This is a genomic window from Chryseobacterium gambrini, from assembly GCF_027920505.1.
Taxonomy (GTDB): Bacteria; Bacteroidota; Bacteroidia; order Flavobacteriales; family Weeksellaceae; genus Chryseobacterium; species Chryseobacterium gambrini.
The window spans coordinates 371,499-384,012 of sequence record NZ_CP115857.1 but is presented as its reverse complement, the minus strand read 5'-3'; the positions used below and the strand labels follow the sequence as shown (position 1 = coordinate 384,012).

Here is a 12,514-nt window from a genome sequence, read left to right as displayed (position 1 = left end):
TCAGGATGAATTTATTTAACAAAGAATAAAAAAGTTTTCAATCATTACAAATTTTAACAGATATATTTGTCTTAAAAAATATAAGTCGCTGTAGAAATTCCCGGCATAGTTACCGAAGCTGTCTTCTGATTATATTTTATGTTGAATGCTTTATCTGTAGAGTTGCTGTTCTGAACAATTAATACTGTTTTTCCTGCCGGAGTTTTAAAAGCTACCGTGGAAAGGTTATCTGCCTGTGTAGAAGCAATTCTCTGAGAGTTTGCCGGAACAAATTTTGAAGCGTGAGCAATAATATAATAGGCAACATTTTTGTCGTAACCCGTACTTCCGTTTACGGTAATTGCCCCTTTGCATTGGGTACATCCTCCCGGTGTATGAGGCCCGAATGAAGCATCATTGGCTACATTCCACTCTAAAGCATTTCTGCTCCAGTTTCTCATGGATCCGATAATAACATTTTTCATATGCCAATCCAAATCTCCTGAAAAAGCACCGGTAGAACTGGTCCACTGTTCTGTAAAATAGACGTTTTTATTCGGGAATAGATTATGTACTGTTCCCAAAGCCGAAATATCTCCTGCATACAAATGGAACGCCGATCCGTCTACATAAGGATTTGCCGCTGTATCATTTAATACCGCCAAAGGATACGCCGGATTGTCGCAATTGTGATCGTAAGCTATGATCTTGGTAGAAATATTTGCCGTCTGAAAAGCGGGACCTAAATTATTTTTGATAAAAGTTGCCTGATCTCCTGCTGACATATACATACTCGGATTATTTCCCGGATGTAAAGGTTCGTTTTGCGGGGTGATGGCATCAATTCTGATTCCCTGAGCCTGCATTGCCTGAATGTATTTTACGAAATACTGAGCATAAACCCCATAATATTCTGGTTTCAGACTTCCTCCCATCGTATTTCCGTTGTCTTTCATCCAAACAGGTGGCGACCAAGGTGTTGCTAAAATTTTAATATTCGGATTAATGATCAGAATATCTTTTAGCATCTGGATCAAAGCCTGATCTTTGGTTAAGCTGAATTGAGCCAATGTAGGATCAGTCTGTCCTGTCGGCATATCGTCATACGAAAAAACTTCGCTGTTGAGATCCGAAGCACCAATGCTGATTCTCAAACAGCTTACCCCAATCCCTGAAGCGCTGAACAGATCATTTAACAATTCCTGTTTTTTTGTCGCACTCAGCTGATTGATTACCTGTACACTTCCTCCTGTAAGCGTATATCCGAATCCATCTATCGTCTGAAACATTTGTGAGCCATCTACTTCAATGGTGGTTCCTGCTGCTGAAGTTCCTGAAAAATAAGAGGTTCCCTGCTGTTGTAGTTTCACCGTCTGATCTCCTTTCGTTAACCACACCTGTACCGGATCTCCTGAAGTGTTTCCGCTTCCGTTTCCGTTGTTTCCTGAATTATCTGCGTTATTAGATAAATCCGAAGAGGTACTGCTGCAGTTTAAAAAAGAAAGAAGCGCTACACCGCAAAGTGCAGCACTTCTAAGTACGAAACTATATGAATATTGTAATTTCATATCAATTTAATTGTGTGAAGATTATTGAGTTCTACGGAATTCAACTTTGTCAATACTTAAGCTATTAACAGTACCTCCTCCACACTTAATTTCCAAATAAACGGTTCCTGTTGTTGTAGCTGTATAAATTCCGCCATTTTTCGATCCGTTGCATCCGACAGACGAAACTTTTCCTTTGAATTTGCCCGTTCCGCAACCGTCCCAGGTATTGATATTTCTGTAAACCGTTCCACCTACATCCTGTCCCGTTACCGGAGCCGTATTTAGAACATAAACCTCAAACCATGTATTTACTAAAGGTGTATCTGAAGAAGCTACCATATCGATGGAATATTTCTGTCCTGCCACAACATTTACAGCCTGATAAATACCCTGCTGACTGCTTCCACTTGCAACAATTGTAGCTTTACCGTTAGCAAAAACCCATTGAGCTCCTGAAGCGCTGATTTTGTGAACAGACCATTTTGAAACTTCATCAGGTGTATCGAATCTTCCTCCCTGAATCATATTTCCGGAAATCGGATCTGAAGTAGGGACAACAATTGTTTCACTGGCTGTACCTCCGATAACTCCACCCATACCTACCGCCTGATGCTGAACCACATAAGTTCCTGCATCCGGCAGGAAAAGATTCTGTTCGCCTTTTCCATTATTATAACCGTCATCATCTATATTCCAGCTGGAATTAATATAATTATTGTAATTTCTTTTCAACAAGTAATGATTCTCCGATGTTTTTGTAACTTTAAAAGAAGCGTCTAAAGCTCCTTGAGAGATACCGTTTCCATCACCATCTACGCTATCCGGTGTACAGCTTGCCAAGAAAAAAACTGACGAGGCTAATAAAAGGTTTTTATTAATATATTTAGTTATCATGTTGTTAATGTTTAAATTAATACCCAGGATTTTGTTTCAAAATGGTTCCCGTAAGTTCACCAAGAGGTATTGGCATAATTTCATTTTTCCCTGCTACAAAACCTTTGGAAGCCAATTTTGTAGAAGCCTCTCCCCATCTTACAAGATCAAAAAACCGATGTCCTTCACCTGCAAGTTCTCTTCTTCTCTCGTCTTTAATTGCCTGCATAGAAACAGGAACTGATGCCAAACCAACTCTAGCTCTCACTGCATCCAGTAATGCCTGAGCTCTGGATCCTGTACCGTTAAGTGCTTCTGCCTCCATTAAATAGGTATCTGCCAATCTTATCACCATATAATTTTGACGATAATTCAGTTCGGTAACACCTAAAGTTGATTTTTTATCAGATGTAGGCATAAATTTATTAAGAAAATATCCCGTATCCTTATATGCATAATCTGCCTTACCTTGCGCTTTTAACGCATTCATATTTAGAATAGTAGCATTTACACGCGGATCACTCTGCATAAAGTTAAACAGATCTGTTGTAACTGTATTAAATGCCCAACCTGAGACGATATCCGGAGCATTATTAGCAGGATTTGTCTGACTAATTCTGTTATAAGATCTTGGTGCACTCATTACGCAAATAGAATTTCCTTCATCCTTGCCTTGTCCCCAAAAGCCCCAATCGGATTTTCCCTGGTCGCTATGGGATGCTTCAATAATAGATTCTGATGTAAACTCATAAGGATCTGCAGTCCCGCCTAGTGCTACTCCCGCTTTCCAAAGATCATCATAACTTGTCAACAGTTTATATCCATATTGACTGGTTCCTCCCGGAGTTCCGTTTACATCTGCAAATTGTGCGGCAGCCTGGGCTTTTTTATTTTGATATAAATACACTTTACCTAAAAGAGCTTTTGCCGCGCCTTGCGTTAATCTACCTTTTTGCTCTCCACTTACCGTCATAGGAAGATTTGGCAAAGCTTCGGTCAAATCTTTTTCTATTTGAGCATAAACTTGTGCAGCTGCAACTTGCGGAACATTATAAAAATCGTCTGTTGCTTCAAAAGGTTTTAAAATAAGGGGAATATTTCCAAAAACCCTCAACAAATCAAAATAATACATTGCCCGAAGAGTTTTTGCTTCCGAAATGAAGCGTTGCTTCAAAGTTTCATCCATTGATGCATTGGGAGCATTTAAAATAAGGGCATTAGCTCTTGCAATACCCTGGTAATAATCTCTCCAATAACTTGCAGGCATTGTAGTTGGGTTAATCTGAAAACTTGATGCTCCCTGAATACCAGCTCCGTCTGTAGCACTACCACCTCCTGCATAGAAATCATCTGAAGCTGCATTGAAAAAAGTTACCATATTTTCAAACCCACCTGCATATTTTCTCATTACGTCGTACGTCCCCACAAGACCAAAAAAACATTCCTGCTCATTTCTGAAAAAGTTATCTCCGGCAAATGCACCTTTGTATTCTTTTTCTTCTAAAGTGTCGTTGTTACAGGCTACATTAAGAGTAGATACACTCACTAAAAATGAAGCTGCTATTGATATTTTTAAAAATTTGTTTTTCATTGTAATAAAAATTAGAAAGTTATATTAGCTCCCAACATGAAAGTTCTTGCCTGCGGATAAAATGCTCTATCTATACCAAAAGAGTCTCCAGCTGCAATTTCCGGATCGTATCCAGTATATTTTGTAAAAGTAACTAGGTTTTCAGCAGTTACATAAAAGCGTAGTTTGTTAACTCCAAAGTTTTGTGTAACATCTTGAGGAAGTGTATAGCCTAACTGAATCAATTTAATTCTGAAATAATCCCCTTTTTGCAGATACCAGTCAGATAGTCTTGAATAATTTTTATTTGCATCTGCTCGTGTTAATCTAGGATTTTCATTAGTAGAACCTTCTCCCGTCCATCTGTCTAAGATTTTTGTCTGATAATTAGCATCTAACATATCCAATCTTCTTAAACCCTGAAAGATTTTGTTTCCTCCGGCACCCTGTCCGAATACCATAAAATCCCAGTTTTTATAGCTTACATTTAAAGTAGCTCCATAATTATATTTAGGAATTGAACTTCCCAAATTCACTTTATCCAAATCATTGATTACCCCATCGCCATTAGAATCTGCCCAAATAAAATCTCCAGGCTTTGCCTCTGTTTGAAGTAATTGTCCTTTAGAATTTACATAAGCATCAATCTGCGCCTGATTTTGGAAAACACCCAAAGTTTTAAATCCGTAGAAAGAATTATAGGCATCACCTACTACAATTCTTTGGATCGATCCCATAGATTGGAAACCTGCTCCATCCAAAAATTTTGTTCCCTGTTCAAGCGATAAAACTTCGTTTTTATTGTAAGCAAAATTAGTATTTACAGAAACTGTAAAATCATTCCAGTTTTTTTTGTAGCCTAATTCTACTTCAATCCCTTTATTACTCATATCTCCAATATTGGCAATATAAGATCCTGTAACTCCTACATAACCCGGAATTTGAACCGGTCGTAGAATATCTGAAGTTTTTTTATCATAAACATCAACTGTTAAAGTGAAGTTTTTGAAAAGTCGTAAATCTGCCGCAATATTTGTCTGAGTGGTTGTTTCCCATTTCAAATCTTTATTTTCGAGACCATTTTGCAAATATCCAATTAATACACCTCCTGATCCACTGGTGTAGTTAGCTCCGGAGATGTAGAATTTTGAAAATTTATACGCTTCAATACCATCATTACCTAAAGTTCCGTAACCTCCACGGAATTTTAAACTATTTACCACATTATTTTCCGGCCAGAAGTTTTCTTTATCCACATTCCATCCTAAAGAGAATGAAGGAAATACACCCCAATGGTGATTTGCCCCAAACAACGAAGAACCATCATATCTTAATGTACCAGTAAATAAGTATTTATTTTTAAAATCATAAATTAAACGTCCGAAATAAGAAGCTTTGTTCCATTCCTGATTATCCCACGCTGAGGAAGTTTGGTTTGCCAAAGGAACTTCAAAGTTGAAGGAAGCTTCTTCATAGCTACTAATCGATAGACCTTTATGAGTAACGGTTTGTCCATTTCCAATATTATAATCATAGTATCCTGTTCCCAAAAGTACATTCAAGCTATGATCTCCAAATTTATTTTGGTAATTCAATGTGTTTTCAAAACTCCATTCAAATTTCTTTTGAGTCGTACGGCTTAAACTGTTTAGAAGTAAATTGCTGTACGTAGCACTTAGATAGAAAAGTGGAGTAAAGTTCTGACTTCCCCAATATGCCTTTTTACCATTTAATGAAGATTTAAATGTAAAATGATTTAAAAATTTTACTTCTGCAAAAACATTAGCAATAAAATCGTCTGACCAGTTAGTGTTTCCTAATTGTGTATATCTAAAGGCTCTTGGGTTAGACATTTCCTGATTTACATAAGGCGAAATTCCGTATGGATTTCCATTTTCATCTCTCAAAATATGTTCATTGGTATATAAAGCAGGATTTACCTGTGACCAATCTGTTACTACAACAGGAGTGATGGGGTCCAAATTCACCGCAGAACTTAGAGGACCACCAAACTCACCATTAGCATTAATCCCTTGATTTTTTTGGTTGGTGTAGGCAAAAGTTTGCCCCACAGTAAGCCAATCTGTTACTTTATGAGTTGAGTTTAAACGTCCTGTTAATCTTTTATAATAAGAAATATCACTCATTACGATACCAGTCTGATCGTAATATCCAAATGACGCAAAATAAGTAGATTTTTCGTTTCCACCTTGTATACTGATCTCGTGGTTCTGTCTTGCTCCGGTTCCGAAAATCTCATTCTGCCAATCCGTTCCTTTTCCAAATGATGCCGGATTCTGAAATCTTACAGCTTGTCCGTCATTGGCAAAACCTTCATTAATAACGGTAGCATATTGTGTAGCATCTAAAAGATCCAGTTTTCTTGCGGCATTGCTCACCCCGAAGAAACCGTTGTAGGATAAGGTAAGTTTTCCTTTTTTTCCCTTTTTAGTAGTCACCAAAATAACTCCTCTAGCTGCAGAAACTCCATAAATAGCAGAAGAAGCACCATCTTTCAATACTTCAATACTTTCAATATCGCTTTGGCTTAACCATCCAATTCCGTCTACCACAATTCCGTCGACAACCCAAAGAGGATCATTGTTAGAGGAATAACTGGTAACCCCTCTTACACGAATTGTTGCACTGGATCCCGGTTGACCGGAGTTAGAAATTACGTTAACACCTGCGGCTCTACCCTGAAGAACCTGCTCCGGTTTTCCGGCAGGGATCGCTTCGATGTCACTTGCTTTGATACTCGAGATGGCTCCCGTCACATTACTCTTTTTCTGAGTACCATAACCAATCATGACTACTTCCTCAATTTTCTGTTCTTTTGGAAGGGTGTCGGTCTTTGTGTTTTGGGCATTAAAATTTGCAGTGAAATAAAGCACCGCAACCATGCCTAAACTTCTAGATATTCTTACATTCATATACAGTTAGTTTTTTAATTCTCAAATTGAGACAATAAAAATATATTTTTTTTTAATTATTTAACATTTTATTAATAACTATTTTAATATTTCCAGTATTTTTGGGCATTTGAAGGCATAAATTTTTCTTCGAAAACCATAAATATTTCCAAAAAACAGATAAAATCAATCCCCAAAATGACGACCAAGCACTCTAAAATTTCACTTCCGCTCAAGCTTACATTTCTAATTTTCTCCATGGTGCTAAACTGCATGGGCATTGTAATTCTTCAACTTTCGGAAGCCAAAATCACCTATGATAAGCTTGGTTTTTTAGAGTCTTTTAAAGATCTTCCCATTGCTTTTATTTCACTTTTTGCTGTTAATTTTATCAGCAAAACCGGAACAAAAAAATCCTTAATTTTAGCTTTAACAATTGTTGGGATATGTTCCCTTATTTTACCTTTCGTAGAAGTATTCTGGTTTTATAAAGTATGGTTTGCCATTATCGGAGCGTGTTTCGCGATCGGAAAAATCTGCGTTTTCGGAATCATCAGAAACAATATTTCGGATGAAAAATCTTTAGCCAAAACCATGAATAGTGTAGAAGCCTCCTTCATGATCGGAATCTTCGTGGTTAATATCGGGTTTGGGTGGGTCATTTCCAGTCAGTTTTCAGAATTCTGGAAATTCGGATTTTTATCCATCTCTGTATTATCGGCAATAACGATTTTTTTATTTTCAAAACTTCCTGTTTCGGAGCCTGAAAAAATGAAGAATGAAAATATTTTTAAAGAAGTTGCCGGAGTTGCCAATCCTTTAATTATTATATTTTTAGGGGTAGTCTTTTCGATTGTTTTTATAGAGCAAAGCTTTAATTCGTGGCTGCCGTCTTTTTACAAGAATCATTTAAAGGTAAATTCTTTTTTTGCGCTTCAGGCATCTTCGTTTTTAGCTCTGTTTTCTTATATTGGAAGAACAGTTACGGCTAATGTTATCCAGAGATTTTCTTTGCCGAAATATTATATTCTGTGCTTATCATCCATTGTTATAGTACTTTTAATCATTATCGGAATACAATTTTCAGGAATGGACGATTCTAAGATCCTGCTGTTTCTCTTCCCTGTTATCGGATTGTTTTTATCTCCGCTTTATCCGGTCATCAATTCTAAGATGATTGCCACAATCGATAAGTCGAAAGCCAATGTTTTCACCTCGCTGATTGTTATTTTTTCATCATTGGGAAGCTCTGTAAGTTCGATCATCATGTCGGTTTTATTCGGAAATCAGCTTCTGAATTACTATTCTGTGTATATTTTATCTGCTGTTATTCTGTTGTTTACAATTAGTTTAATTTATTTTAGATTTGCAGATAAAAAAATTTAGAAAATAATTTTATTTTTACTCCCATGAAAATCAAGAACGAAAAAAGCAAGGAAACACTTCAGGAACTTATTGATACAAAAGATTTTGTAGCACACGTATCTGTAGACTGCACGATATTTGGTTTTCATAACAATATCCTGAAGGTTTTACTCTTAAAATACCACGACCTCGATTTATGGTCTCTTCCCGGCGGTTTTGTCTTTAATGATGAAGATCTTCGCGAAGCGGCGGAACGTGTTTTATACGAAAGAACACATCTTCAGAATATTTTCCTGAAACAGTTTCATACTTTTGGAAGAATCGACAGGACAGAAAATAATGTTCACCAAATTTTGCTTAAAAACAAAGGCGTTGAAGTGCCTAAAGATCACTGGATCTTCCAGCGTTTCATTACGGTAGGATACTGCAGTCTGATTGATTTTTCGATGGCAAATACTTTTCCGGATGCCTTCAACGAAAGCTGCGAATGGTTTGAGGTAGACAAACTGCCCAAAATGGCATTTGACCACGACAGAATTATCGAAACCGGACTGGAATATCTCAGAATGAACATCAATACGGAAGTTGCGGCAAGTAATCTTCTTCCGGAAAAATTCACCATGAAAGATCTGCAATGTCTGTATGAAACAATTTTGGGTGAAAAATTCAGAAGGAATAATTTTCAGCGTAAAATTTTAAGTCTTAATATTTTAGACCGCCTCGAAAAACTGTACGACGGTTCTGCCAATAAAGCTCCGTATTTGTACAAGTTTAAAACCAGAATCTACAATCCGACAAACCAGTACCCTATTTCAAACGAAGCGGAAAATTAATTTTTGATGTTTTGTATTTAAAATTCAGTTTAAATATCTAAAAATCAACAGATAAAAGTCATTTAAAAAAAATTTCTCTGAAATAGTGAAAAGTCTTATTTTTAGGAAAATTAAAATATAATGTCATATTATTCCCTTACGAGCATCCCCGATTATTATGGGATCGATGCTTTACTTACTGAAGAACATAAACTTATCCGACAGTCTGTAAGAGACTGGGTGGAAAGTTTTGTAATGCCACAGATTGATCATGCTGCCCAAAACCACACCGACATCCCGAATTTAATGAAAGAATTGGGACAAATCGGGGCTTTAGGACCTTATATTCCTGTTGAATATGGCGGTTCCGGACTGGATCAGATTTCTTACGGTCTGATTATGCAGGAGCTTGAAAGAGGTGATTCTGCGGTGCGTTCTGCTGCCTCTGTGCAGAGTTCTTTGGTGATGTTCCCTATTAATGAATTCGGTTCGGAAGAACAGAAAAGAAAATATTTACCCAAATTAGCTGCCGGAGAAATGATCGGTTCTTTCGGTTTAACGGAGCCTAATCATGGTTCCGATCCGGGTTCTATGGAAACGCATTTTAAAGACATGGGAGATCATTATCTTCTGAATGGGGCTAAAATGTGGATCACCAACTCTCCTCTTTGCGATATTGCCGTAGTCTGGGCGAAAAACGAAGAAGGAAAAGTTCAGGGATTGATTGTTGAAAGAGGAATGGAAGGTTTTACAACGCCCGAAACTCACAATAAATGGAGCTTAAGAGCTTCAAAAACTGGAGAACTGGTTTTTAATGATGTAAAAGTTCCGAAAGAAAATCTTCTTCCGGGAGTTACAGGATTGAAAGGACCTTTATCTTGTTTAAATTCAGCAAGATATGGTATTTCATGGGGGGTAATCGGAGCGGCTATTGATTGCTACTGCACTGCTGTTCAGTATTCTAAAGAAAGAAAGCAGTTTGGAAAACCTATCGGATCTTACCAGTTGCAACAGAAGAAATTAGCTGAATTTCTAACGGAAATTACGAAGGCACAGTTACTTTGTCTTCAGTTAGGAAATCTTAAGAATGATCATAAAGCAACTCCTGCCCAGATTTCCATGGCAAAAAGAAACAACGTGAAAATGGCGATTGATATTGCAAGAGAATCCCGTCAGATTCTTGGAGGAATGGGAATTATGGGTGAATTCCCGATGATGCGCCACGCCGCAAACCTAGAATCTGTGATTACTTATGAAGGAACGCACGACGTTCATTTATTGATTACAGGTCTTGATATTACGGGAATTAACGCCTTCTAAGAGAGAAAATTTTGTAATAAAATAATACAGAGTCTGACCAGTTTTTGGTCAGACTTTTTCTTTTAAAAAAAATTGATATTCACTGAATAATTATTGATATGATAAAATTACCGCTGTTTTATTTTAAAATTTTAACTTAAACATCAATAAAAATTGACAATAATGAAAAAATCAATTACTCTTTTTCTGGGACTTACTGCTTCCTTTTATTTTGCACAACAAGCCGGAGACGTTTTCAGTGTTGAACCAAAACTTGATCTTACTCCGCAAGCGGTGGCGGGTTTTATCTCAAACAATCTTGGCGAACAGAATTCTCCTGATTTTATAAATTATCTCAACAGTTTTAATGTAGGATTAAAAGCCTATAAAATAACATATTATACAAAAAACGAGAAAAATAATCTCGTAAAGGCAACCGGACTTCTGATGTATCCAAAAGCGAATTACAAGCTTTCTACGGTAGTTTCGGATCACGGAACCACCGACAGCCGCCAAAATGTACCTTCTAATCTTAAAGGAGTTCTGTATGCAGGATTTGTAGTGGAGCTTTCCTATGTCCTGAACGGATATATTTTAATGGCTCCCGATTATGTAGGGATGGGAAGCGGAGACGGAGTTCATCCGTATGTACACTATCCTACCGAAGCTTCTGCGACCATTGATTTTGTAACGGCAGCCAATAAAGTTCTTGCCCAGCAAAATGTAAAACGCTACGATGAATATTTTTTAGCGGGTTATTCGCAGGGCGCTCATGCAGCAATGTCTACTTTAAAGAAATTAAGTATTTCGAATCCTAACAATCTGTCTTTTAAGTATGCTTATATGGGAGACGGACCTTATGATTTCTCAGGCGTTACTTTGCAGAAAGGCGTTCTGGAAAAACAGGTTTATCCGTTTACTTCTTTTATCGCCAATGTTGTTAATACCTGCAATAAAACAGGGTACCAAATGTATAACAGCAATATTTCGGAAGTAATCTCTTCAGAATATCTGGATCGCTACAATTATCATGTTGTTCAGGATAACGGAGGTCTTCTTTGGGGTCCTTTGGTTTGGAGAACACTTTTTACCAATAATTTCGTAAATGATGTTACGAATAATCAGAATAACAAATTGAGACAATGTCTGAAATCAAATGACGTATACGACTGGTATAATAAAACACCCATGACTTTAGGACATTCTACGGTTGATCTCGCCATTCATCCGGATAATACTTCTAAAACCATTGAGGTTCAGAGAGGTTATTATTCCTGGTGGGATCTGAATAAATACAAACTGGAGGCATTTTATTGGGGACCTTTAGGACATATCGGAGGAATTGTACCTTTTGTTCTGGCATCCAATGCCAAATTCAACACATTAAGAAGCGGCGGACTTTTTAATGAATGGGCGATGCTGACTTCTAAACAAGCACAAAACAGTCAGCCCGCAATCAGCGCTCTTTATACTTCCCAGATAAAACCTGATCTTCAGAATATGGAACTTCTTGAAGTAACCGATTTCAATAAAGAAAAAGCTGAACGAAAAACAGTGAGCAACAATAATTTAGCTTCCTTACAGGATGGAGTGTATTTATTAAAAGTCTCTGAAAACAATTCGGAAAAACTCATTCCGTACATTAAAAACAATCCGGAAACTGTAGAAGAAAAGGATATTGTAAAATCTGAGATCAATAATATTCTGAATTTAAAAATCAATCAGGAAGAAATTTTGGCCGTCAATATTTTTGATGACAATAAAAATCTTATTAAATCGGTTTCTCAGGAACAGTATATTAAAGACGGAGGAATAAATCTCAATACTATTGATTCTCAAAATCTTACTTTTGAAATTACTACCCGTTTTTATAATTTACAGTTTAAAAAGCAAATCAGTGAAGTGAAAGCGGAAGATCCTATTTCAGTTATTGCTCAAAATAATCAGATTATTGTAAAAGCTAAAAGCGGTATTAAAAATATCAGTATTTACAGTATTTCAGGAGATTTGATCCAGAATCAGGAAGTAAACAGTTCTCAATTCGAATCAAATACCATCAAAACAGGAGTTTATTTGGTTCGGGTAATTCAGAATGACGGAAAAACCTTCAATAAAAAAGTGAAATTATAGTAATTTTCTTCATACAATCCTTCA

The 12,514-nt window shown here is 36.8% G+C and carries 8 protein-coding genes; 4 read left to right on the top strand and 4 right to left on the bottom strand.

Features of this window, described 5'->3' with window-relative positions:
• Window positions 1-71 precede the first annotated feature (71 nt).
• Genes PFY09_RS01615 through PFY09_RS01600 form a run of 4 tightly spaced genes read right to left on the bottom strand, consistent with a single transcriptional unit; the run spans window position 72 to window position 6,905 of the window.
• Window positions 72-1,547 (bottom strand): glycoside hydrolase family 30 protein, encoded by a 1,476-nt coding sequence (locus PFY09_RS01615; RefSeq protein WP_271161190.1) that lies wholly within the window; start codon window positions 1,545-1,547, stop codon window positions 72-74.
• A 21-nt stretch (window positions 1,548-1,568) separates the two neighbouring features.
• The gene (locus PFY09_RS01610) at window positions 1,569-2,423 is read right to left on the bottom strand and encodes a hypothetical protein (protein WP_271161189.1); all 855 of its coding nucleotides are present in this window, start codon (window positions 2,421-2,423) and stop codon (window positions 1,569-1,571) included.
• 16 nt (window positions 2,424-2,439) lie between these two features.
• Window positions 2,440-3,993: a RagB/SusD family nutrient uptake outer membrane protein gene (locus PFY09_RS01605; RefSeq protein WP_271161188.1), complete on the bottom strand. Its 1,554-nt coding sequence runs from the start codon at window positions 3,991-3,993 to the stop codon at window positions 2,440-2,442.
• Between the two features lie 11 nt (window positions 3,994-4,004).
• Complete coding sequence (locus PFY09_RS01600; protein WP_271161187.1) at window positions 4,005-6,905, bottom strand: SusC/RagA family TonB-linked outer membrane protein; 2,901 nt, start codon at window positions 6,903-6,905, stop codon at window positions 4,005-4,007.
• 177 nt (window positions 6,906-7,082) lie between these two features.
• Here PFY09_RS01600 and PFY09_RS01595 point away from each other — a divergent pair, with 177 nt between their 5' ends.
• The 4 genes from PFY09_RS01595 (at window position 7,083) to PFY09_RS01580 (ending at window position 12,490) form a co-directional block, all read left to right on the top strand.
• A complete protein-coding gene (locus PFY09_RS01595) occupies window positions 7,083-8,270 on the top strand; it encodes an MFS transporter (RefSeq protein ID WP_271161186.1) in 1,188 nt (395 codons plus the stop codon).
• Between the two features lie 23 nt (window positions 8,271-8,293).
• Complete coding sequence (locus PFY09_RS01590) at window positions 8,294-9,082, top strand: NUDIX hydrolase (RefSeq protein WP_076390384.1); 789 nt, start codon at window positions 8,294-8,296, stop codon at window positions 9,080-9,082.
• 120 nt (window positions 9,083-9,202) lie between these two features.
• Window positions 9,203-10,381 carry an acyl-CoA dehydrogenase family protein gene (locus tag PFY09_RS01585; protein WP_087709898.1) on the top strand — a complete coding sequence of 393 codons (1,179 nt, stop codon included), beginning with the start codon at window positions 9,203-9,205 and terminating at the stop codon, window positions 10,379-10,381.
• Window positions 10,382-10,543: 162 nt separating this feature from the next.
• Window positions 10,544-12,490 carry a T9SS type A sorting domain-containing protein gene (locus tag PFY09_RS01580; RefSeq protein ID WP_271161185.1) on the top strand — a complete coding sequence of 649 codons (1,947 nt, stop codon included), beginning with the start codon at window positions 10,544-10,546 and terminating at the stop codon, window positions 12,488-12,490.
• The last annotated feature ends 24 nt before the right edge of the window (window positions 12,491-12,514 follow it).

Bases quoted from the DNA above. Each gene is read 5' to 3' on its own strand.
- PFY09_RS01615 (WP_271161190.1), bottom strand. From the start codon at position 1,547: ATGAAATTACAATATTCATATAGTTTCGTACTTAGAAGTGCTGCACTT.
- PFY09_RS01610 (WP_271161189.1), bottom strand. From the start codon at position 2,423: ATGATAACTAAATATATTAATAAAAACCTTTTATTAGCCTCGTCAGTT.
- PFY09_RS01605 (WP_271161188.1), bottom strand. From the start codon at position 3,993: ATGAAAAACAAATTTTTAAAAATATCAATAGCAGCTTCATTTTTAGTG.
- PFY09_RS01600 (WP_271161187.1), bottom strand. From the start codon at position 6,905: ATGAATGTAAGAATATCTAGAAGTTTAGGCATGGTTGCGGTGCTTTAT.
- PFY09_RS01595 (WP_271161186.1), top strand. From the start codon at position 7,083: ATGACGACCAAGCACTCTAAAATTTCACTTCCGCTCAAGCTTACATTT.
- PFY09_RS01590 (WP_076390384.1), top strand. From the start codon at position 8,294: ATGAAAATCAAGAACGAAAAAAGCAAGGAAACACTTCAGGAACTTATT.
- PFY09_RS01585 (WP_087709898.1), top strand. From the start codon at position 9,203: ATGTCATATTATTCCCTTACGAGCATCCCCGATTATTATGGGATCGAT.
- PFY09_RS01580 (WP_271161185.1), top strand. From the start codon at position 10,544: ATGAAAAAATCAATTACTCTTTTTCTGGGACTTACTGCTTCCTTTTAT.